The sequence below is a fragment of the Clostridium felsineum DSM 794 genome (assembly GCF_002006355.2).
GTDB classification, from domain to species: Bacteria; Bacillota; Clostridia; order Clostridiales; family Clostridiaceae; genus Clostridium_S; species Clostridium_S felsineum.
Genome location: NZ_CP096980.1, coordinates 866,464 through 889,617 on the forward strand (window position 1 = coordinate 866,464; position 23,154 = coordinate 889,617).

23 protein-coding genes and 1 riboswitch are annotated in these 23,154 nt (G+C 30.9%); of the genes, 17 read left to right on the plus strand and 6 right to left on the minus strand.

Going from position 1 to position 23,154, the window contains the following annotated elements; translation table 11 throughout:
- The first annotated feature begins 84 nt into the window (after positions 1–84).
- The 6 genes from CLFE_RS04145 to CLFE_RS04170 all read left to right on the plus strand — a co-directional run bounded on the left by CLFE_RS04145 (position 85) and on the right by CLFE_RS04170 (position 4,509).
- A complete protein-coding gene (locus tag CLFE_RS04145; RefSeq protein ID WP_077834504.1) occupies positions 85–717 on the plus strand; it encodes a DUF47 domain-containing protein in 633 nt (210 codons plus the stop codon).
- Positions 710–1,702: an inorganic phosphate transporter gene (locus CLFE_RS04150; protein WP_077834503.1), complete on the plus strand. Its 993-nt coding sequence runs from the start codon at positions 710–712 to the stop codon at positions 1,700–1,702. The genes CLFE_RS04145 and CLFE_RS04150 overlap by 8 nt, the downstream gene beginning before the upstream one ends.
- Positions 1,703–1,859: 157 nt before the next feature.
- Complete coding sequence (gene cwlD, locus CLFE_RS04155) at positions 1,860–2,552, plus strand: N-acetylmuramoyl-L-alanine amidase CwlD (RefSeq protein ID WP_077834502.1); 693 nt, start codon at positions 1,860–1,862, stop codon at positions 2,550–2,552.
- Positions 2,553–2,653: 101 nt separating this feature from the next.
- The gene (locus CLFE_RS04160; protein ID WP_077892368.1) at positions 2,654–3,496 is read left to right on the plus strand and encodes a fumarate hydratase; all 843 of its coding nucleotides are present in this window, start codon (positions 2,654–2,656) and stop codon (positions 3,494–3,496) included.
- Between the two features lie 12 nt (positions 3,497–3,508).
- Complete coding sequence (locus tag CLFE_RS04165; RefSeq protein WP_077892369.1) at positions 3,509–4,072, plus strand: Fe-S-containing hydro-lyase; 564 nt, start codon at positions 3,509–3,511, stop codon at positions 4,070–4,072.
- Positions 4,073–4,131: 59 nt separating this feature from the next.
- The gene (locus CLFE_RS04170) at positions 4,132–4,509 is read left to right on the plus strand and encodes a citrate lyase holo-[acyl-carrier protein] synthase (RefSeq protein WP_077892370.1); all 378 of its coding nucleotides are present in this window, start codon (positions 4,132–4,134) and stop codon (positions 4,507–4,509) included.
- 46 nt (positions 4,510–4,555) lie between these two features.
- Here CLFE_RS04170 and CLFE_RS04175 read toward each other — a convergent pair whose 3' ends face one another.
- Positions 4,556–6,559 carry a sigma 54-interacting transcriptional regulator gene (locus CLFE_RS04175; protein ID WP_077892371.1) on the minus strand — a complete coding sequence of 668 codons (2,004 nt, stop codon included), beginning with the start codon at positions 6,557–6,559 and terminating at the stop codon, positions 4,556–4,558.
- Between the two features lie 402 nt (positions 6,560–6,961).
- On the opposite strand from CLFE_RS04175, the gene ptsP reads away from it, so the two are divergent.
- Positions 6,962–8,581, plus strand: a complete 1,620-nt coding sequence (gene ptsP / locus CLFE_RS04180; protein ID WP_077834497.1) for a phosphoenolpyruvate--protein phosphotransferase — start codon at positions 6,962–6,964, stop codon at positions 8,579–8,581.
- A 125-nt stretch (positions 8,582–8,706) separates the two neighbouring features.
- Here ptsP and CLFE_RS04185 read toward each other — a convergent pair whose 3' ends face one another.
- Complete coding sequence (locus CLFE_RS04185; protein ID WP_077892372.1) at positions 8,707–9,294, minus strand: hypothetical protein; 588 nt, start codon at positions 9,292–9,294, stop codon at positions 8,707–8,709.
- 16 nt (positions 9,295–9,310) lie between these two features.
- Entirely contained in the window at positions 9,311–9,877 is a 567-nt protein-coding gene (locus CLFE_RS04190; protein WP_077892373.1) for a hypothetical protein, read from the minus strand.
- Positions 9,878–10,187: 310 nt separating this feature from the next.
- Here CLFE_RS04190 and CLFE_RS04195 point away from each other — a divergent pair, with 310 nt between their 5' ends.
- From CLFE_RS04195 to CLFE_RS04205, 3 genes are all read left to right on the plus strand, one after another.
- A complete protein-coding gene (locus tag CLFE_RS04195) occupies positions 10,188–11,414 on the plus strand; it encodes a tol-pal system YbgF family protein (RefSeq protein WP_077892374.1) in 1,227 nt (408 codons plus the stop codon).
- Between the two features lie 148 nt (positions 11,415–11,562).
- Positions 11,563–11,880 (plus strand): thioredoxin, encoded by a 318-nt coding sequence (gene trxA / locus CLFE_RS04200; protein WP_077834975.1) that lies wholly within the window; start codon positions 11,563–11,565, stop codon positions 11,878–11,880.
- A 5-nt stretch (positions 11,881–11,885) separates the two neighbouring features.
- Positions 11,886–12,740, plus strand: a complete 855-nt coding sequence (locus tag CLFE_RS04205; RefSeq protein ID WP_077834976.1) for an NAD(P)/FAD-dependent oxidoreductase — start codon at positions 11,886–11,888, stop codon at positions 12,738–12,740.
- An 82-nt stretch (positions 12,741–12,822) separates the two neighbouring features.
- Here CLFE_RS04205 and CLFE_RS04210 read toward each other — a convergent pair whose 3' ends face one another.
- Together CLFE_RS04210 and CLFE_RS04215 are read right to left on the minus strand one after the other, a co-directional pair.
- On the minus strand, positions 12,823–13,407 hold the full coding sequence (locus CLFE_RS04210; RefSeq protein WP_077834977.1) for a cell wall hydrolase: 585 nt from the start codon (positions 13,405–13,407) through the stop codon (positions 12,823–12,825).
- Between the two features lie 3 nt (positions 13,408–13,410).
- A riboswitch (cyclic di-AMP (ydaO/yuaA leader) is annotated at positions 13,411–13,533 on the minus strand.
- Between the two features lie 78 nt (positions 13,534–13,611).
- Positions 13,612–14,574: a hypothetical protein gene (locus CLFE_RS04215; RefSeq protein ID WP_077834978.1), complete on the minus strand. Its 963-nt coding sequence runs from the start codon at positions 14,572–14,574 to the stop codon at positions 13,612–13,614.
- A 232-nt stretch (positions 14,575–14,806) separates the two neighbouring features.
- Here CLFE_RS04215 and cdaA point away from each other — a divergent pair, with 232 nt between their 5' ends.
- From cdaA to buk, 5 genes are all read left to right on the plus strand, one after another.
- Positions 14,807–15,652 (plus strand): diadenylate cyclase CdaA, encoded by an 846-nt coding sequence (gene cdaA / locus CLFE_RS04220; protein ID WP_077851994.1) that lies wholly within the window; start codon positions 14,807–14,809, stop codon positions 15,650–15,652.
- The gene (locus CLFE_RS04225) at positions 15,625–16,836 is read left to right on the plus strand and encodes a CdaR family protein (RefSeq protein ID WP_077892375.1); all 1,212 of its coding nucleotides are present in this window, start codon (positions 15,625–15,627) and stop codon (positions 16,834–16,836) included. The genes cdaA and CLFE_RS04225 overlap by 28 nt, the downstream gene beginning before the upstream one ends.
- 12 nt (positions 16,837–16,848) lie before the next feature.
- Positions 16,849–18,474, plus strand: a complete 1,626-nt coding sequence (locus CLFE_RS04230) for an NAD(P)/FAD-dependent oxidoreductase (protein ID WP_077892376.1) — start codon at positions 16,849–16,851, stop codon at positions 18,472–18,474.
- A gap of 101 nt (positions 18,475–18,575) precedes the next feature.
- Positions 18,576–19,481: a phosphate butyryltransferase gene (ptb, locus tag CLFE_RS04235; protein WP_077892377.1), complete on the plus strand. Its 906-nt coding sequence runs from the start codon at positions 18,576–18,578 to the stop codon at positions 19,479–19,481.
- A 25-nt stretch (positions 19,482–19,506) separates the two neighbouring features.
- Positions 19,507–20,574, plus strand: coding sequence for a butyrate kinase (gene buk, locus CLFE_RS04240; protein ID WP_077892378.1), 1,068 nt, complete (start codon positions 19,507–19,509; stop codon positions 20,572–20,574).
- Between the two features lie 53 nt (positions 20,575–20,627).
- Here buk and CLFE_RS04245 read toward each other — a convergent pair whose 3' ends face one another.
- Positions 20,628–21,113 (minus strand): VanZ family protein, encoded by a 486-nt coding sequence (locus CLFE_RS04245; protein ID WP_077892379.1) that lies wholly within the window; start codon positions 21,111–21,113, stop codon positions 20,628–20,630.
- Positions 21,114–21,406: 293 nt separating this feature from the next.
- Between CLFE_RS04245 and CLFE_RS04250 the strand changes: the two genes are divergently transcribed.
- Positions 21,407–22,075 carry a sugar transferase gene (locus CLFE_RS04250; RefSeq protein WP_077892380.1) on the plus strand — a complete coding sequence of 223 codons (669 nt, stop codon included), beginning with the start codon at positions 21,407–21,409 and terminating at the stop codon, positions 22,073–22,075.
- An 11-nt stretch (positions 22,076–22,086) separates the two neighbouring features.
- The gene (locus CLFE_RS04255) at positions 22,087–23,142 is read left to right on the plus strand and encodes a mannose-1-phosphate guanylyltransferase (RefSeq protein ID WP_077892381.1); all 1,056 of its coding nucleotides are present in this window, start codon (positions 22,087–22,089) and stop codon (positions 23,140–23,142) included.
- Positions 23,143–23,154 lie beyond the last annotated feature (12 nt).

Consider the following 23,154-nt stretch of genomic DNA (forward strand, 5'->3'; position numbering starts at 1 on the left):
ATAGGGGTAAAAATGAGATTAAAGCTTTAGGTTATAATGTTTAAATTACTAAAATAAAAATATAAATATTGTAGGAGGAGTATTATGTTTAGTTTATCCCCAAAAGATGATAAGTTTTTTGATTTATTTATTGAAAGCTCAAATACTATCTATGAAACTTCTTTATTATTCAAGGATTATGTTTACAATCCACAAGACAGCGAGAACAAGTTGAAAGTTATAAAAGACATGGAACACAAGGGTGATCATCAGCAGCATAATATTATAAACGAATTAAATAAGACGTTTGTAACACCATTTGATAGGGAAGATATTTATAGTGTTGCTACTCTTATGGATGACATTATTGACCTTATGGAAGCAAGCAGCAGTAGATTTGTAATGTTTGATGTTCATAACACTACAGAAGAAGCTAAATTCCTTGCAGATTTAGTTGTTAAGGCTGCTAAAGAAATTATTACAATGATGACAGAATTTAAAGACATGAAAAAAAGCAAGAAATTGCAGGAATGTATAGTAAATTTAAATAGAATTGAAGAAGAAGGCGACTTGAATTTCAGAAGAGCAGTAAGAATTTTGTTCACAGAATACACTGATCCTAAAGATTTTCTTCATGTAATAAAATGGAGAGAAATATATCAGTATATGGAAAGAACATTAGATGCATGTGAAACATTAGCTAATGTTATAGAAGGAGTTGCTATGAAGAATGCTTAGTTCTGCTATGCTTATAACAATTATTATCGTAATTTTGGCTCTAACATTTGATTTTATTAATGGTTTCCACGATAGTGCTAATGCTATAGCAACATCAGTCTCAACGAGAGTTTTAAGCATGAAATCAGCAGTTATCATGTCTGCTGCATTAAACTTCTTAGGAGCCTTTATGAGTGACAAAGTAGCTAAGACAGTTGGAGATGGTATTATCGAGCCATCTAAAATAGTACCAGGTGTTATTATTGTGGCTCTTATTGCTGCTATTATATGGAATTTAATTACTTGGTATTTAGGTATACCAAGTAGTTCCTCTCACGCACTTATAGGCGGTCTTATTGGTGCAGCAATAATGTACAAGACTAGTTTTGGTGTTGTAAACTGGGTTGGATTTTTTGATAAGATAGTATTATGGTTGTTTTTATCACCTGTAATAGGATTCCTTGTTGGATATATAGTTATGATAATTATAGAATGGATATTCCGTAAATCAAAGCCAGCATCTGTAAGTAAAATTTTCTCAAAAGCTCAAATTGTATCAGCTATGCTTATGGCATTAAATCATGGTGGAAATGACGCACAAAAATCCATGGGTGTAATAACAATGGCGCTTATGAGTTCAGGACTTCTAACAACATTTTCAGTACCAGCTTGGGTTAAAGCGGCATGCGCTCTTGCTATGGCTTTAGGGACATCCTTTGGTGGATATAAAATTATAAAAACCATGGGTATGAATATGGCAAAGCTTGCTCCTGTAAATGGATTTGCTGCCGAAACTGGTGCTGCGGCTGTAATATTTTCAGCAACTATGTTCCATGCTCCAGTAAGTACAACTCAAATAATTTCAACATCAATAATGGGAGTTGCTGCTTCTAAGAGAATATCTTCAGTAAGATGGATGGTTGCAAAGGATATTTTAGTAGCCTGGGTTATAACTATGCCGGTATGTGCAGGTATTGCAGCATTATTAGCACTTTTTATAAGATAACATTATTGTAGTACATAAAAATTAATATTGATACATTTATTGTTAAAGGTACATTAAAATTTATGAAGCTTCTTAACATTCTAATTTTAAAGAGAATATTTTTAGGTTTTTTGCCCAAAATATATATAAAATTATAGGGTGTTAGGGAGATGAAAATGTGCTAAAAAGAGAAAAAATTTTAAGAGGTTTTATAAAAGTTTTCAGTATTTTTCTAGTTGTAACTTTTGTTTTTTCTTTAAGACCTCAACGTATAGAAGCGAAGAATAACAAAAAAATAATATTAATAGATCCAGGACATGGAGGTATTGATGGCGGTGCCAATTTAAAAGATGGTACTCTAGAAAAAAATATAAATCTTTCCATAAGCCTAAAACTCAAGAACAACCTTGAAAAAAAATATAAGGTTGTGATGACAAGAGAAGAGGATAAGGGTTTATATTCTGAAAATACTGATACCGTTAGAAAGAAAAAGGAAGAAGATTTAAATAATAGGTGTAAGCTCAAAAAAACTTCAAAATGTGATGCTTTTTTAAGTATTCACTTGAATATGTTTCCTGAGGCTAAGTACTCTGGAGCACAAATTTGGTATGCTAATAATGATTCAAGTAAAAAATTAGCAGGAATACTTCAAAGTAATTTTAAAGAGAAGCTTGATAAGAATAATAAAAGAAAAGAAAAAGTTTCTGTTAAAGACTATAGAGTACTAAGAAATAGTGGAGAGCTTCCATCAGTTATTATTGAATGTGGTTTTCTATCAAATCCTGAAGAAGCATCTAAACTTAAGGATTCGGCTTATCAGCAAAAGATAGCAGATACTATTGAACAATCTTTAAATGAATTTTTCGAATAATTGAATATTACACGTTATTTCAAAATAAAGACTTCCTTATGTGTCTTTATTTTGTTTTATATTTATAATAATATAATTGAATTCAAGGAGAAGGTGTTTCAATGAGAGAAGTAAATTCTAAAATCATAACTGAAGTGGTAAAGAAACTTTGTATAGAAGCGAATTATTATTTGCCACAAGATGTAAAAGAAAAAATACATAAATATTATGAAGAAGAAGAATGGGCTATAGCGAAAGACGTACTAAATAATATAAAAGAAAATATCGATATATCATATAATGAAAATGTACCAATATGTCAGGACACAGGAATGGCTTGTGTCTTTTTGGATATAGGACAAGAAGTTTTAGTAACGGGAGATTTAATTGAGGATGCTGTAAATGAAGGTGTACGACAGGGATATACAGAAGGCTACTTAAGAAAATCAGTAGTTAGTGACCCATTAAGAAGAGTAAATACAAAGGATAATACCCCAGCAATAATACATTATAATATAGTAAAAGGTAATAAAATAAAAGTAACCTTAGCTCCAAAAGGCTTTGGCTCTGAAAATATGAGTAAAATTAAGATGCTTAAACCAGCTGATGGAATTGAAGGAGTTAAGAAATTTATTTTAGAGACTGTTGAAGAAGCTGGTCCAAATCCGTGTCCACCTATGGTAGTTGGAGTTGGGATTGGAGGTACTTTTGAAAAAGCAGCATTCTTAGCTAAGAAAGCACTTACAAGGTCAATTAATTGTAGTAATGAAGATGAGTTCTACAAAGAGCTTGAGAAAGAGCTTCTTTATATGATAAACAAACTTGGAATAGGTCCTCAAGGCTTTGGAGGTAAAACTACTGCCATTGGTGTTAATATCGAAACTTATCCAACACATATAGCAGGACTTCCAGTTGCTGTAAACATAAGTTGCCATGTAACTCGTCATAAAAGTGAAGAGATTTAAGGGGGAATAAAAATGGAAAAATTAATAAAAGCCCCATTAGATGAAGATGAAATAAACAATCTTAGAGCTGGGGACAGAGTACTTATAAGTGGTTATATTTATACAGCAAGAGATGCAGCGCATAAAAGACTTATAGAACTTTTAAAAGATGGAAAAGATATGCCTATAGATGTTAAAAATCAGATTATATATTATGCAGGTCCAACTCCAGCCAAACCAGGAAAAGTAATAGGTTCTGCAGGACCAACCACTAGTGGTAGAATGGATATATTTACTCCAACATTACTGGATATAGGACTAAAAGGTATGATAGGTAAAGGTGCAAGGTCAAAGGAAGTAACAGAAGCTATTATCAAAAACAAGGCTGTATATTTTGGTGCCATAGGAGGAGCGGCGGCACTTATATCAAAGTCTATAGTGGAGGCTGAGGTTATAGCTTATGATGATTTGGGTTCAGAAGCAATAAGAAGAATAAAAGTAATAAAATTTCCAGCAATAGTTATAATTGATTCATTAGGAAATAATCTTTATGAAATAGGAAGAGAAAGTTACCTAAATGAATCTTCGAACAAATAGATACTCAAGTATAGGCAACATTGAAAGGAGTATGTAGAGAATTTATTTCTCGTCAATTTATGGATGATAATAATTTATTAGAGCAAAAACAAGCTAAGGATTCTTTAAAAAAGTATCTTTTGGATAGTTACAACATGTCAGTAGTGGTGGTAGTTGTTGAGTACTTAGGACATAGTGGTGATAACTATTCTATTGATACGACAGTAGATAAAATAAGTAACATAATATCAAGGAAATTTCCTACAACAGTATATCTTAAAATTATAAAACTTATAGGAGAAGTACCTGTAATATTTTTAGTTATTGATGAAGATTCAAATAAAATAATATCAGCAATAAATGAGTCTAAAGATGAGAATTTGTTGAACGCTCATATGGATATTGAAGTTGTTGATAAGAACGGCAGTATTGTGTTAAATGAAAGAATAGCTGACTAATAAATGAAAGCGGGGGGCTTAAATTATTACCCCCCTTAAAATTAAGTTAATCAACATCTATATTATATTTTTTACATTTCAAAGATACAGTTCTATGAGTTACTCCTAAGATTTTCCCAACCTTATTATAACTTTTATATTTTTTCATTGCGATTTTTAAAATAATTTTTTCATAATCCTCCAACTTTAAAAGAGGAGTATTGTCATCAATTTTAACAATATCATTTTGTGGAGCTATATTTGTTATATAAAAAGGAAGATCTTTTAATGTAATTATACCGCTATCACATATATTTATTGCTCTTTCTATAATATTTTCTAGTTCTCTTATATTTCCTGGCCAATTATAATTCATAAAAGCCAGAAGGCAATCTTCTTCTATTTTTCTGATAGGTTTATTCAATTTTTCACTTATATTATTTATAAAGTGCTCAACTAAGAGATTGATATCCTCTTTTCTTTTTCGTAAAGGTGGAAGAAATAAAGAGATTACATTAAGCCTATAATATAAATCTTCTCTAAATTCACCAGTTTTCATCATTTCTTCAAGATTTCTATTGGTAGCAGCTATAATTCTCACATCCACCTTGTGAGTTTCAATACCACCAACACTTTCAAATTCTCTTTCTTGCAGAACACGAAGAAGTTTAACTTGCATAGATTTAGGTATATCACCTATTTCATCTAAAAATATAGTACCTGTATTTGCAATTGTGAATTTTCCAGGTTTGGATTTAATTGCACCAGTAAAAGCGCCTTTTTCATAACCAAAAAGTTCACTTTCAATTAAATTTTCAGGTATTGCAGCACAATTCACTCTTACAAAAGGCTTGTCATGTCTAGGACTTCCATTATGAATAGCTTTAGCAATAAGCTCTTTACCAGTACCGCTTTCACCTCGTATTAAAACTGTAGAAGGAGAAGTTGCCGCTTTACTAGCTGTAATGAGAACATCCCTAAGGGTGCTGCTGCTGCCTATAATACTATTAAAAGAGGCGCTTAATTTGTTATGCCTTTTAAGTTCATTTTTGTAGTAATCAAGCTCTTCCTCTGATTTTTCAAGTTCTTTTGCTATTTTTATAATTTCATTTGCTTCTTTTGAAATTGAAATTACACCTTTAAAGGTTTCACCAATAAAAATTGGTACAACTGTGCATATAATTCCTATATTATTTTTAGTATAAAATATATTTTCTATAGCTTTTTTTGAGTTGAAAACTTTCATTCTATAGCCATCAGGGGAAAGTTCAATAAGGTCTTTTCCGAGTACATCTGATGATTTTATATTAAAGCTTTTTTCATAAGTTGGATTTATGTAAGATACTTTCCTATTTTCATCAATAAAACATATTAGATCATGGGAGGTTTCAAGTATTCTTTGAAATCGTTCATTGACTTCTTTTATTCCAACTAATTCAGAAATATCCTGAAATACACACAAAGCTCCAATAACATTATTATTTGAAATTATAGGAGAACAATTTGATATTACTATATGTTTATTTATATGTTGAGTTTTGCCTAACTTTTTCTCCTTAGTTTTTATGACGGTAGGTGTATCGGAAGTTGGAATTATATCTAAAATTGGCATACCAACAACAGTGTTTAAGGACTTGTCCATAATGTTAAGAGCGTAGTCATTAATAGAAGTTATATTACAATTTATGTCTACAACTATTATACCCATAGGGATATTGTCGAGTACATTTTCATTTACTATTGTGCTTTCTTCAATTATTGCGTCTATATTTGAAAAAGTTTTAGTATTGTCGCTTAGATTTTTTGTTATATAGTTGCTCAGTTCAATAACGGCTTTTTGACCATTTGTAGTATCTTCATAACAAGAAATTTCAACAAGTTCGTTTTCTTTGATTTTTAGAGAAAGAAGTGCAAGCATACTTATTGCAATTGGTTCTTTAGAATTCATCTGTTTTACGTACAAATTAATTCCGTATTGTTCTTTTATTTTAGATGCTTCATGAACAATCATTGCTGCAATTCTAGTGTGAACTCCATTCTTAATATTTACTGTAATACAATTCTTAAACATACATATCCTTCCTTATGGAAATTTTTGTGTTGATAAAAATAATCAATAAGTGTAAAAAGGTATGATAATTTTTATCAAGTATATTTTACACCTAAATTAGGGGAATATCTATATAAAATTTGGTGAAAATAAATATAAAGTTGGAAAAACGAAAAAAATATGATAAAAAGTATCAACCCGTGGAAAAACGTTTTCGAAAAAATAAGTTGAATTAATGCATGTAAATTTACGTAGACATAAAATTTAATACCTCTGAATACCTTTATAATAGGTAATTCTTTAAGAGTTATGTTGAAAAATATTTAACTTAAGAAAATTTAATATGGGTAACTCAATTATTTGGCACGATAATTGCTATATATATTAATACAATAATGTATTTGATTTGATAGGAGGATAACAATGATAAAAAAAGGAATATCTGCCTCAAAAGGTTATGCAATAGGACATGTTTTCATTAAAGCTGATAATGAAGTTAAAATAGTTGAAAAAAAGATAAGTGATATAGAAAGTGAAAAAGCTAGACTCCAAGGTGCAGTTGAAAAATCAAGAGTTCAACTCACAAAAATTAAAGAAAAAGCTGAAAAAGATTTAGGTGCTGATAAAGCAGCAGTATTTGAAAGTCATATGATGTTTTTAGATGATCCAGATTTTATTGGTTCAGCAGAAAATATAATTTCAGATGAAAAGATAAATGCTGAAAAAGCACTTGAAAATGTAATGAAAAATTATGTGGCTATCTTTGAGGGTATTGAAGATGAATACGTTAAGGAAAGAATTGCAGACGTAAAAGACGTTGGAAATAGAATTCTACAAAATCTTGCAGGAAATGATATGACATCTCTTGCAGATGTAGATAATAATACAGTTGTTGTAGCTCATGATTTGACACCATCAGATACAGCACAACTTAATAAAGAAAGAGTAATAGGGTTCTTAACTAACATAGGTGGAAGAACTTCACATAGTGCTATAATGGCAAGAACACTTGAAATACCAGCAGTTGTTGGACTTCAAGACATAGTAGAAAGCGTTAAAAACGGAGATAGCATAATAGTAGATGGAGCAGAAGGGATTGCTATAATAAATCCTGATGAAGCTACATTAAAAGAATATGAAGCAAAAAAAGCAGAGTATCAAGCTAGACAAGAAAAATTAAAAGAGCTTATATCCGTAGAGACAAGAACTAAAGAAGGAAAAAGAGTTGAAGTTTGCGGTAATATAGGAAAAGCTAAAGACGTAGAAGCTGTTCTTGAGAACGGTGGAGACGGAGTAGGTCTTTTCAGAACAGAATTTTTGTACATGGATAGAGATCAAATGCCTACAGAAGATGAACAATTCGAAGCTTATAAAACTGTAGTAGAAAAAATGGGTGAAAAACCAGTTGTAATTAGAACTTTAGATATAGGTGGAGATAAAAAGCTTCCATATTTACCTCTTCCAGAAGAAATGAATCCTTTCCTTGGATATAGAGCTATAAGACTTTGCCTTGGAAGAACTGATATCTTCAAAATTCAATTAAGAGCACTTTTAAGAGCATCTGTATATGGAAACTTAAAAATAATGTTCCCTATGATATCTTCACTTGAAGAATTCTTAAGTGCTAAAGAGCTTCTTAAAGAATGTATGGGTGAACTTGATAAAGAAGGAAAGAAATACAACGCTAACTTAGAGACAGGAATTATGGTTGAAATCCCAGCAGCTGCTGTTAATTCAGAAGAACTTGCGAAATATGTTGATTTCTTTAGTATAGGAACTAACGATCTTATACAATATACTTTAGCAGCAGATAGAATGAATGAGAAGGTTTCATACCTTTATAATCCTATGCATCCTGCTGTACTTAAATTAATCAAAATGACAATTCAATCTGCACACAAAGAGGGAAAATGGTGCGGAATGTGCGGTGAAATGGCTGGAGATGAAAAAGCAATACCAACACTTGTAGAGTATGGCTTAGATGAGTTCTCAATGAGTGCATCTTCAATATTAACTGCCAAAGAATTGATAATGAAAGCCTAAAAAAATCATTTTATATAAAGTTTTTTGCATTATATTTTAAAGAGTATTTATGGAGATTTTATAATCTCTTTAAGTACTCTCTTTTTTATATAAAAATAAGCCCCGAAGGGCTTTAATTTTTAATACTATTGAACTTGAAACTTTTTTATATTATCAAATAGAACATAATCTTTTCTGTCAGGTGAGAAGTCATCTGCTGGGACATTGAACATAAAGTAAGCCTGAGAAGTTTTTTTATTTGCTCTAAGATTATACCAATCATTAAAGCTAGTAAGTTCATCTTGAGTTAAAGAATATTCTCGTATAGTTGAATTTTCCATTAATAAAGTTAAGGTATTGGTTCTATCAGTAGTAGGAATGTTATTAGATACAATTTCAAAAGATTCTATATTATTAAAGAAAATAGTGATTTTTCTAGCAGGTGAGAACTCGTCTGCTGGAAGATTAAATGTATAGGTACCTACTAAGGTCTTAGCATTTGCTCTAAGTTTGTACCAATTAAGGAAGTCATTGAATACATCTTTTGTTATATTGCATTGATTAATAGTTGAGTCTTTCATAAATAGAGTTAAGGTAATAGTAGCATTGTTTTCTGTAGTGGTATTAAAAGCTTTGTATTTAGAAGCAGTATTGTTAGCTGCAAAAACACTTGTAAAAGAACCTAAAGTTACAATTAACAAAACTAAAAAGAAAGTTCTTATTTTTTTATTCATAGTTTCCTCCTATTTATTAATGAATTTCCAGGCTTGATATGTTATTAAATAAAACATAATCTTTTCTGTCAGGTGAATATTTAGTAGCTGGAATATTAAATATATAATATGATTGAAGGGTACCACCATTTGCTCTAAGATTATACCAATGATTAAATTTGTTAAGTTCATCTTGAGTTAAAGAGTATTTTCTTATAGTTGAATTTTTCATTGACAAAGATAAAGTAGTGTTTCTATTAGCTGCAGGAATAGTATCAGTATAAATTTCAAAACATTCTATGGTATTAAAAAAAACAATAGCCTTTGTATCAGTGGAAACGTTGGCTGTTGAAAGATTAAATGTATATGAATTTAATAAAGTACCACCATTTGCTCTAAGGTTATACCAATTAGTAAATTTGGTGAATTCATCCCTTGTTATGGTATATTGTATTTTAGTTGAGTCTTGCATAAACAAAGTTAAAGTAATATTGGTATTTTGTGTATCCTTTAAATTAGTATTAGTAGATGCAAAGGCCTTGGAAAAGCTGCCCAAGGTTAAAATCAGAAAGGCTAAAAATAATATTTTTAATAATTTTTTCATTGTAAAATCCTCCTAAATAGGTTTTAATAATACATAAGTAAGTATCGTGAGTTTATTGAAAAACTTTACATTAATGGAATTTAAGTAATAACTATCTTTTATGTAATTTTGTTTCTAATGTAAACATATTTTTTATTGCCACGATAAACAATAATAGATATATAAGGTGTAAAGAAGTTCTTACATTATTACTTTTAAAATATCACTACTTAACAGGTTAGAATTTAGGATATTTTAAAAGCCAGAAGGTATTAGAACTTTCACACCTTATATATAATGTAAAAAATACTAGTATATATAAGGTGAGAATATGGATAAGACAAAGAGAATTTATAAGAAGGCACTTCAGAATTTTGAAAATGGATACATAGATAAGGCTATTGAACTTTGTGATGAGTGTATATCAGCAGATATAAGTAGTAATTCGGCACTGGATTTAAAGGCAATGCTGTGCTATTTTAAAGGAAATTTAAATGAAGCAAAAACAGTATGGAAGCTGAATGTAGAGGCAAATGATGATATTTCAGCGAAGAGGTATTTAAATGATGTTGCGGCTGATGAGGAAAGATTGAATTATTATGTTAGAGCTCTCAAATGTATAAAGAAAATGGAAATAAAGGAGGCACTAAAGCTTCTAGAAAACTGTTCAAAAAGCTCCTATAATTGTATAAATGTTTATAACTATAAGGCAGTATGCTATATAAAACAAGGAAGGTATAAGAAGGCAGAAGAAAGTATTGAGAAGGTGCTGAAAATTGACAGAAATAACGAGAAAGCACTTTCTATTAAGAAAGAATTGATAGATTTAGGAGTAATAAAAGGTAAAATAAGTTTCAAAAAGATGTATAAACCATTGGCAGCTTTAGTTGTAATACTGCTTATTGCATTTGGAGGCTTTGAAATCAAAAATTATCTTAAAACTAATAAGGTAGAACCTAAGAAGGTTGCAACTAAAAAGGTAATAAAAAAAGAAAGTGTTAAAAAACCAGAAAAGAAGATAGAAGTACCAGTTAAAGAAGAGGTATTTAATACTTCAGAGCTTCAAGGCGCAGTTGATAATAAAAATTTTGATAAAATATATGAATACGTTGAAAAATGGCAGGGAAACAACAGTTTAAAGGTAAATGATAAAATTTTGTTATCAAAGGCAACAGATATGTTACTAAGTGAGGGTGTTGAATATTTTTATAAATCAGCAACTGATCTTATTAAGAGCAAAAATTATGAGGGTGCAAAGATAAACCTTTTAAAGGCATATAAATATGGAGAAAAAAACTATTTATATGCAGATATAATTTATTTTACAGGAGAAACCTATAAAAATACCAATGATGTAGAAGGGGCAATGAATTATTATAAATTATATGATCAAAAATTTGAAAAGGGAAGTTATGAGGAAACTGTTTTGTATAATTTAGCTATTTTAAATAAGGATGTAAATATTGAGGATGCTAAAAAATACGCTGAAAAGCTTTCAGATAACTATCCTAAATCAATTTATAATAATTCTAATATAACTAATATACTAAATAAATAAATTAATTCAGTACAATTATTTAAAAACAAAATTATATTATAAGTATGATATGATTATAATATAATATGTATAAAAGATTGACATTATTTTAGAGCATGATAAAATATAATTACAACATACCCTATGGGGGTATCAAGGAGGAATAAAAATGGTAAAAGAAATTAATGATTCTATTTTTGATGAAGAAATAAAAGCTTCAGGAGAACCTGTGATAGTTGACTTTTGGGCACCATGGTGTGGACCTTGCAAAATGCTTGGACCTGTAATAGAAGAGGTATCAGAAGAACTCCAAGGAAAAGCAAAGTTTACAAAAGTTAATGTGGATGATAATCCAGGAGTGGCAAGTAAATTCGGAATTGCAAGTATACCTACAGTTATGATATTTAAAGACGGAAATCCAGTAGATACTTTAGTAGGCTTTAGACCTAAACAATCAATTACAGCTGCTATAGAGAAACACATATAAGAAAAATGGAAAGATATGATATTGCAATAATAGGAAGTGGACCTGCTGGTCTAGCTTCCGCAATAAATGCAAAAACAAGAAATAGAAAAGTTATTGTGTTTGGAAGCAGTGATTTAAGTAAGAAGCTAACTTTGGCACCTAAAATAGACAATTACCTTGGCTTTTATGGCATAAAGGGAGCTGAGCTTAGGGATAAGTTTAAAGAACACATAGATAACATGGGTATACAAATAGAAAATGTAAAGGTTAATAATATATATGCAATGGGAGAATATTTCTCAATAATGACTAGTGGTGATACTTATGAAGCCACTAAGGTAATACTTGCTATGGGTATGGAACACACAAAACCGTTAAATGGAGAAGATAAATTTTTAGGAAGAGGAGTAGGTTATTGCGCTACTTGTGATGCTCCTTTGTACAAAAATAAAGTTGTAACTATAGTGGGATACAATAAGGAAGCAGAAAGTGAAGCAAATTATTTATCTGAACTTGCATCTAAAGTATATTATGTTCCAATGTATAGAGATGATTATGAACTAACTCAAGAGGTAGAGCTTGTAAAAGATACTCCCGTTGAAATTGTAGGACAAAATAAAGTGGAAAAGCTTAAGCTTAAGTTGAGAGAGCTTGAAACAGATGGAGTATTTGTGCTTAAAGATAGTGCACCTCCAGAGCAGCTTGTTCCTGGACTTGAAGTTGAAGATGGTCACATAAAGGTAAACAGAAAGATGGAGACCAATATTGAAGGGTGTTATGCCGCAGGAGACTGTACAGGGAGACCTTATCAATATATGAAGTCTGTAGGAGAAGGTCAGGTAGCAGCACTTAATGCTGTAGAAAAATTATATAGAAAATAATAAGGATGATACTTTCATTTTACTGCAAGAAACCCCTAATAGGCTTTTGCAGTAAAATGAAAGAAAAATCATCCTTATTATTTTATTGTTTATATGTTTTAAAAAATACGTGGTTGCCTATAACTTTTACATTTTCTTTTTGTATGTTATTCATCCATTCGGATGTTGATATTCTAGGGTTATAAAAATACATAGCTTTAGGTGTAGGATCCTTACCATGCAAAGCATCCATAACTGCATTGTAGCAGTCTTCATTTGGTGTTACCGCTATTTCACCATCTTTAATACAGGAAAATGCATACTTTTGTTTAATTACATCACCTATGGATTTTGGAAACTCAGGATTTTGAAGCCTATTCAAAATTACTGAGGCTACAGCAACCTTCCCCTCATATGGTTCTGAACAGCTTTCAGCATATACCACCTGTGCCATTAAGTTAATATCATTATTGGTGATATAAATAGAATTGCCATTTGGATTGAAGACCTGAACAGAATCTACTTTTTCATCGTATAAGTTTTTCTCCGCTTTATCTTCTTTTACTATGGATAAAGGATTATAAGGTATTCCCTCCTTTGGTTTAAAAAAAATTTTTGCACTACAAGTATTAGGTAGACAGCATAAAATTAAAGTAAAAAATATAATAGCCCAAATAAATTTTTTCATTAATCTTCCTCCTTTTATTATACGAGGTTAGCTGACGGATTCGGTAAAGGCACAAACCTACGCATAAATGCGATTCACCCCCAAAGATTGGTTTCCCCGTTTTTATAATTTAGGCTAATGATATTATGCACAAGATTATGAAAAAAATTCATTTAAACCATAAAAAATCTAAAAGGCTTTAAATTAGTACCTTAAGGTAAAATATTATCTGAATAATTTATTAAATTCCTTAAGGTCTTCCTCAGTTTGTTTAAACTTATAATTAGAGTCGCTGTAAAGCTTATTAACCTCAGAAGTTGAGATGTAAGTATCAGATGAATTTTCTTCGTAGGTTAAAGCTGGTAAAAAGGATTTTATGTAAGCTTTGTAATCATTCATAGCTTTTTTTAGTGAAGAGAATACTTCAAGCTTGCTTTGAGGAATAGATAGAGTATTTAGATTTTGCTCGAAGTTATCAAGAGCGTTTTGGCTTTGTTCTATTTTATTTATTACATAAGTATAAGAAATTTTTTTGTTCCTAGCATTTTCGGCATAGGAGTCAAAATTGGTTAATATAGACTTAAATTCATTTACCATAGTAGAAAAATTGGTAGTAAATTCTTCGACTTCCTCAGATGAAACAGTGTTATACTTTTTTAAGGCTTCTTTTTCAGAAAAATAGTGTTTAGAATTATAAATAAGGTCTATAAATTTATCTATTTTGAGCAAATCTTTTTTCATACAGTTTACTCTAGAATATTGTTTTAAGCATGAATTTCTATATTTATCTAATGAATGAATTGATGTGGATATATTAGGATCTTCTGAATTATTTATGCAAAGTATAAGCTGCTTGTAGGCTAAAATATTTCCACTTAGACCTGTTTTTAGGTCTTGTACCACATATTTGTACTTATTTACTTCATGTAGTTTATTTAGATGATTTTGGGCCTTTATAAGTAGATTGATACTTTTAGTAACATTTGTTTTAGTATTTTTAATATCAAAGCTTGAAGAAATATTATTTGCAGTGTTAATTGAGGATGCAATTGTTTCAATAGAGTGTTCATAATCTCTATAATAGCTTATAATAAATAAATTATAGGTTACAGAAAAAACAAGAACACACGATAATATTGACATAAATATAATGAAGGCCGTTTTTTTATTTAAAAATTTTTTCTTCATGTTTATCAACTCCTTATGTATATAATTATGTAAAAATCTATATATATATTCTTTTATTTATAGGGAAGACCAATTAAATCGTTTTGATGGAATATTAAGGGGAAATGTAAAATTATATTAAATAAACATTAATAAAAAATTATAAATTTAAAATATATAATTATATCTGCTTAGTGTATAATTAAGTGTGGAATAGCAGAGGTTTATATAATATTATGGAGGTGAAAAAAGTTTGGAATTAATAGACATAATACAAAACTCACTAAAAGGATTAAATATTTGGTCCATAGTAGATATACTTGTTGTTACATATATTTTTTATAAAACCTACAGTATAATAAAAGAAACCAGAGCCATGCAGCTACTAAAGGGTGTGCTATTAATAATTCTATTAATACCTTTAAGTGATATTTTTCATCTTACTATGTTAAATTGGATTCTTCAAAGAACTATAACTATAGGTGTTCTTTCTATGGTTATAATATTTCAACCAGAGATTAGAAGGGCCCTTGAGAGAATAGGCAGAAGTGCCTTTAAGGAAGGTCATATTCTTCAGGATAAGGATACTGTAGATAAGATATTAAAGGAAGTTATTACCAGTGTTAAAAATTTAGCTGAAAGTAAAACAGGAGCACTTATCATAATTGAGCAGGCTACAGGACTTGAAGATATAATAAGTACAGGTACAAGAGTTGATGCAATAGTTTCAGCAGCTATCTTGGAAAATATATTTGTTGTAAATACACCACTTCATGATGGAGCGACAATTATAAGAAATGGCAGAATAGTAGCAGCAGGATGTTTCTTGCCGCTTACTTCTAACAATGACATAAATAAAAAATTAGGAACAAGGCATAGAGCTGGAATTGGCATATCAGAGAATTCAGATGCCTTAGTTATAATAGTATCAGAAGAAACCGGCAATATATCTCTTGCTATAAATGGAAGGCTAACTAGAAACTACACACCTAAAAAGTTGAAGGATATATTGATGAATATAATAATAAATAGATATAGTAAAAAAATTACTTATTGGGAGAAGGTGAAAGGGTGGAGAAAAAGACAAAAAGAGAAATAATAGTTAGAATAGCATGTTTTATAGCTGCATTTTGTTTGTGGCTTTATATTACTAATTATGAAAATCCTATTAAAACTTATAAAATTAAAAATATACCAGTAACTATTAACAATATTGATTCTCTTAAGGATAATAATCTCACCTTAGCACCAAATCAAAAATTTGAAATTTCAGTTACTATAAAAGGAAATGCTACGGATGTTTATAAGGTTAAACAGAGCGAATTCAAAATAGTAGCCGATATAGCTTCGTATGCTGTTAAAAAAGGTGACAACAAGATTCCAGTACAAATAGTTAAATCGCCCAATAATATAAGTATAGTTCAAGAAGATAACATGTGGGTAAGTGTAAAAATTGATAAAATCGATAAAAAGGATGTATCAGTTGATATAAAAAAGCAGGGTAAAAATGCTTATACGGTGGGACTTTATGATGCATTTTCCACTCCATCAAAGGTGAGCGTTTCAGGAGCTTCAGAGCTAGTAAGTATGGTAGACCATGTTGAAGGAATTGTAGATATTAAAAGTGATGAAGCTGATAGCTTTGAGAGTAAGGTTAAACTTGAAGCAGTTGACGCTAAAGGAGCAGTAATAGGAGGAGTTGCTTTAGATACCAAAGAAGTTAATGTTACTTTAACTAAAAAAAAGAAAATAAAAAACGTTAGTATAAATGTTAAAACTACAGGCCAATCTCCTAGTGGTGTGAAGGTAAAAACTATTACACCGGTTGCAGACAGTGTACAAATAGAGGGGGTAAGCGAGGGAGTAAAAAATATAAACTCCCTAGATACCGAGCCAATAGATTTATCTAAAATATCAGCAGGTCAAACAGTTAAGGTAAGGCTTTTAGTTCCAGACGGCGTTAGAATTGTAAATTCAGATGATAGTATAAATGTAAAGGTAGATACAGATACTACAATTCAAAAGACTTTTAAGGTAAATATAACAACTTCAAATTTAGGTCAGAATTTAAAGGCGCAGCTTTCTAATGAAGTTTTAAATATAGTGGTGTCTGGTTATGTAACAGATATCAATAATATTAAAGATGGAGATATAAAGGCTAATATAGATCTTACTAATTTAGCAGAAGGAACCTATACAGAAGGTGTGAATGTTACATTACCTTCAGGAATTAGTAAGGTATCACAGGACTTAGACAAAGTAAATGTAACAATAACAAAATAAGGAGAGCGTACAGTGATAAGAATTAATAATTTGAATTTAGATATAGACGAAAATTTAGAGGATTTGAGAAAAAAGGCGGCAAAAAAGCTTAGAATATCTAAAGAGGACTTTGAAAGTTTTAAAATTTTAAGAGAATCTATAGATGCAAGAAAAAAGGATGCAATAAAATTTAACTATTCAGTAGAGGTTAAATGTAAAAATGAAAGCAAAATAATATCTAGGGTTCACGGAAAGGATGCAGTCTTAGAAAAAAATCATATAGAAGAAGAATTTAAATTCGGAGATGAAAAATTAAAGCATAGACCTATAGTTATTGGAACTGGTCCTTGTGGAATGTTCGCAGCGCTTACACTTGCTGAGAATGGTTATGCACCTCTTGTGTTTGAAAGAGGAGAAAATGTTGATAAAAGAACGGAGACTGTGGATAACTTTTGGAAAACAGGAGTACTAAATACAGAGTCTAATGTTCAATTTGGAGAGGGTGGAGCAGGAACTTTCTCTGATGGTAAGCTTACTACAAGAATAAAAGATCCTAGGTGCAGTTATGTTTTAGAGGAATTTATAAAAGGCGGAGCACCAGAAGAAATAGGTTATATGGGAAAACCTCATATAGGAACGGATATATTAAAAAAAGTAGTTAAAAATATACGTGAGAGAATAATAGCTTTAGGCGGAGAAGTGAGGTTTAACAGCAGACTTGAAGATATAATAATGAAAAATAACAGTGTAGAGGCTGTAATTGTGAATGGTGAAGAAATTCCTTGTGAATGTGTTGTACTTGCCATAGGACATAGTTCTAGAGATACCTATGAAATGCTCAACAAAAAAGCCGTATTTATGGAACCAAAGCCCTTTGCTATAGGGGTTAGGATAGAGCATCCACAGGATTTTATAAATGAACATCAGTATGGAAAGTATAAAAATCATCCTAGACTTAAAGCAGCAGACTACAAATTGACTTACACAACCAAGGAAAAAAGGGGAGTTTATAGTTTTTGCATGTGTCCAGGCGGGGCAGTTGTAGCATCATCATCAGAGGAAGAAAGACTTGTATGTAATGGTATGAGCTATTACAAGAGAGATCTTGAAAATGCAAATGCAGCTCTTGTAGTAACTGTAAATAGTGAAGATTTCAAAGCTTCCAAGGCTCTTTTTAACAAGGATATAAGTGACAAAAGTCCACTTATAGGAATGGAATTTCAAAGATATTATGAGCACCTTGCATATTTAGCAGGCGGTGGAGGTTATAATGCACCAGTGCAGCTTGTAGGTGATTTTATGCAGGATAAGGTAACAACTAAAGTAGGAAGCGTAAAACCATCGTACACTCCAGGGTATAAATTTGCGGCACTAAAAGAGTGTTTACCAAGTTATGTAATAGATTCTTTGAAAGAGGGATTTGTGAATTTTGATAAAAAAATAACAGGTTATATGTATTCTGATGCTGTAATGACAGGAATAGAAACCAGAACCTCAGCACCTTTGAAGATAACTAGAAACGAAAAGCTTGAAAGTATTTCACTAAAAGGCTTATATCCATCAGGTGAGGGCGCAGGCTTTGCTGGAGGCATAATATCAGCGGCTGTAGATGGAATAAAGTCTGCAGAGAGCATAATGAAAAAATATAAATTTAAATAATTTTCTAAAAAACTTAACTTCATGGGAAAAGTTTGTTAAAATATAAATGAGCACGTTAATCATTTAACAGAGATATAAAAAGTAAAGGGAGTGTACGACAAGTGATTAAGAGTTTTAATGAAATCATCATGAAGGTAAAAAGTAAAGAGATGAAAAAGGTTGCTGTTGCTGTAGCTCAAGACGAACCAGTACTTGAAGCAGTAAGAGACGCCAAGAAAAATGGAATTGCAGACGCTATACTTGTAGGAGATCATGACGAAATTGTATCAATTGCGCTTAAAATAGGAATGGATATAAATGATTTTGAGATAGTAAACGAGCCTGATGTAAAAAAGGCAGCTTTAAAAGCAGTAGAACTTGTATCAACAGGAAAAGCTGATATGGTAATGAAAGGACTTATAAATACAGCAACATTTTTAAGATCAGTATTAAACAAAGAAGTTGGACTTAGAACTGGAAAAACTATGTCCCACGTTGCAGTATTTGAAACTGAAAAATTTGATAGACTTTTATTCTTAACAGATGTTGCATTTAATACTTATCCTGAATTAAAAGAAAAAATTGATATAGTAAACAACTCAGTTAAGGTTGCACATGCAATAGGTATAGAAAATCCAAAGGTTGCGCCAATTTGTGCAGTTGAGGTTGTAAACCCTAAAATGCCAGCGACACTTGATGCAGCAATGCTTTCAAAAATGAGCGACAGAGGACAATTTAAGGGTTGTGTAGTTGATGGACCTTTAGCACTAGACATAGCGTTATCAGCAGAAGCAGCACATCATAAAAATGTAACAGGAGAAGTTGCTGGAAAGGCTGATATCTTCTTAATGCCAAACATAGAAACAGGAAATGTAATGTACAAAACTTTAACATATACAACAGATTCAAAAAATGGTGGAATTTTAGTTGGAACTGCTGCACCAGTTGTTTTAACTTCAAGAGCTGACAGCCATGAAACAAAAATGAATTCTATAGCACTTGCAGCATTAGTTGCAGGAAGCAAATAATTTAAGTTAAGTGGAGGAATGTATAATGTACAGATTATTAATAATCAATCCTGGCTCTACCTCAACTAAAATCGGTATTTACGATGATGAAAAAGAGATATTTGAAAAAACTTTAAGACATTCAGCAGAAGAGATAGAAAAGTATGATACTATCTTTGATCAGTTTGAATTTAGAAAAGAAGTAATTTTAGACGCACTAAAGGAAGCAAATATAGAAGTAAGTTCTCTAAATGCCATAATTGGCAGAGGGGGACTTCTAAAACCAATAGTAAGCGGAACTTATGGAGTAAATGATGCAATGCTTAAGGATCTTAAGGTAGGAGTTCAAGGACAGCATGCCTCAAACCTTGGTGGAATCATTGCAAATGAAATAGCAAAAGAAATAAATGTTCCTGCATATATAGTTGATCCAGTTGTTGTTGATGAACTTGAAGAAATTGCTAGAGTATCAGGAATGGCTGATATTCCTAGAAAAAGTATATTTCATGCATTAAATCAAAAAGCAGTTGCAAGAAGATATGCAAAGGAAACTAAAAAGAAATACGAAGATCTTAACTTAATAGTAGTTCATATGGGTGGAGGAACTTCAGTAGGTACTCATAAAGCTGGTAGAGTGGTAGAAGTGAATAACACACTTGATGGAGAAGGTCCATTCTCACCAGAGAGAAGTGGCGGAGTTCCAGTAGGAGATCTTGTAAGAATGTGTTTCAGCAAAAAATACACTTATGAAGAAGTAATGAAAAAGATAAACGGTAAAGGCGGAGTTGTCAGCTATTTAAATACTATTGATTTTAAAGCTGTAGTTGATAAAGCTCTTGAAGGAGATAAGAAATGCGGACTTATTTATGAAGCCTTCACATACCAGGTAGCAAAAGATATAGGTAAATGTGCCACCGTTTTAAAAGGAAAAGTAGATGCAATAATTTTAACAGGTGGAATTGCTTACAACCCATATGTATGTGATGCAATAGAAGACAGAGTAAAATTCATAGCTCCTGTAGTTAGATATGGTGGAGAAGATGAACTTCTTGCACTAGCAGAGGGCGGCCTTAGAGTCCTTAGAGGAGAAGAAAAAGCTAAGGAATATAAATAAAACAGTACCCATGTTTATGAAACTTTTGCCCTATAAACATGGGTATTGTTTTTTTATTTTTTGCTTCTGAATTTTTTAAATATTGTGTAATAAACAAAATAACTAAACCACATACCTATATTTGCCCCAAGAAAATCCACTAAAACATCCGAAACAAGCGATGTCCTTCCTGGAACATACATTTGATGAAATTCATCAAGTACTGCGTAAAAAAGGCATATAAACCATATGTACACTATAGCATATCTTCCTTTTAAGCCTAAGCTGAAAATAATTATTGTAACTATTCCTGCTAGAAGACAATACTCAAAGGCATGAGCATTTTTTCTTATAAAGAGGTTTATTTTCTCATCACGAGGATTAGTAGGAAGTTTTGTGTAGTTTTCTTTATTCTCACCTTTTATTTTTCTATAAAAATTTCTTAATTCATTTGTAACTTTATAACTTCTATCATTAGATGCATTTCCGTTTTGGGAAGAATTGTAAAAAATGAAACCAAAACAGAGTAAACAGAGCAAAATCAAAAAAATTTTTTTCATATTTTTTTGCCTCCTTATATTCTATAAAATTATATCACAAAACAAAATTGTAAGTGATGAAATTTATGTGAAATGAATTTGTATAAATAATAATAGTAATAAAAAAGTCGAAGGTAATTAATAATATTTACCCCATAAAACATAGTAAATAGCTATAAAAGTGGTGAAATTAAAAGGATTTTAATGCAAATTTTAACGAAATTGTTGGTGAAATAGTGAAATTATTAGAGAGTTGGTGTATAATATGTTTTAGAAAGTATAATATGTTTTTTAATTACAGGGAGGGGCATATATTGCAGAATTTAGAATTTGAGGATGATAAACTTGTATTTATGCCGGATAAAAGCTTAGATAAGGGCATTATATATTACATAATAAAGAGAATTATAGATATAATTGGTTCAGCTATTGGAATAGTAATTTTAAGTCCTGTAATGCTGGTAGTAATTATTGCTATAAAGATGGATTCAAAAGGGTCTATTATTTTTTCGCAAAAAAGGGTGGGGCAAAATGGAAGGACATTCAATATGTACAAGTTTCGCTCTATGGTGGAAAATGCAGAGAAACTTCTAGCAGAGCTCAAGGATAAAAATGAAGTATCAGGACCAATGTTTAAAATGAGTGATGACCCAAGGATAACTAAGATCGGAAGATTTATAAGAAAAACTAGTTTAGATGAGCTCCCACAGCTTTTCAATGTTCTAAGAGGTGAAATGTCACTTGTAGGACCAAGACCTAATTTGCCTAGTGAAGTAAAAAAGTTTAATGAACTTCAGAAAAAGAAATTCCTAGTTAAGCCTGGCTTAACCTGTTATTGGCAGGTTATGGGGAGGAGTTCTATTGGTTTTGAGGAATGGATTAGACTTGATTTAAAGTATATAAAGGAAAGAAGTACATTTTTAGATTTAAAACTTATATTTAGAACATTTTTTTTACTTTTTGGAGACAAAAACGCAATGTAAGGAGGAGTCACATGCTTTGTGCACTAATAATGGCTGGAGGACGAGGAGAACGTTTTTGGCCACTATCCACAGATGAAAAGCCAAAACAGTTTTTACAGCTTCTGGGTGATAAAACTATGATTCAAATGACTGTAGAAAGGCTTGAAGATTTAATAGATATTGAAAGAATATTTGTAGTAACTGGTGAAAGATATGTTGATATTCTAAGAGAACAGCTTCCAAAACTTCCTAAAAGGAATATAATAGTTGAACCTGTTGGTAGGAATACGGCACCTTGTATAGCACTTTCGGCTTTTGTAATAAACAAGTACTATGGGGATGCTTCCATTGTTGTGCTTCCGTCAGACCACTTAATAGTACATGAGGACAAGCTACTAAATACTATAAAAGCGGCAGAAGAGTTTGTTTCTAAAAATGATGCTTCTATAGTTACCTTGGGAATGGAGCCTACAAGACCTGAAACAGGATATGGATACATAGAATCAGGAGAAGTAAGTGATAAGATAGATCAATTTGAAATAAAAAAGGTAAATAAGTTTGTAGAAAAGCCTAATAAGGAAAAGGCGGAGAAATATGTTGAGGCGGGAAACTTTCTTTGGAATGGTGGAATGTTCATATGGAAATGTTCTACAATTCTTAAGTTAACGGAGAAATATTTAAATAAAACTTATAACATATTAAAAAATGTAATGGATGTAGGAAAAGATGAATTTCAAATTGTATTAAAAAAAGAATATGAAAAAGTAGAGAATATATCTGTCGACTATGGAATTATGGAAAAAGCAGATAGTATATATGTAATTCCTTGTGATTTCGGTTGGGATGATATTGGAACTTGGTACGCAGTGGAAAGGTACAGGGACAAGGATGAATACAATAATGTTTGCGTAGGTGACATTAAAAGTATAGATAGCAAAAATAATATATTGGTAGGAAGAGAAAAGCCTATAGTTGTGGTTGGACTTTCAGATGTTTTTGTGGTTGAAAGTGATGATATTATTTTTGTTGGTAAAAAGGATGACATTGAGAGGATAAAAGAGATTAAGAAAAAGGTAAAGGAAAAATAAATGGATTTTTAC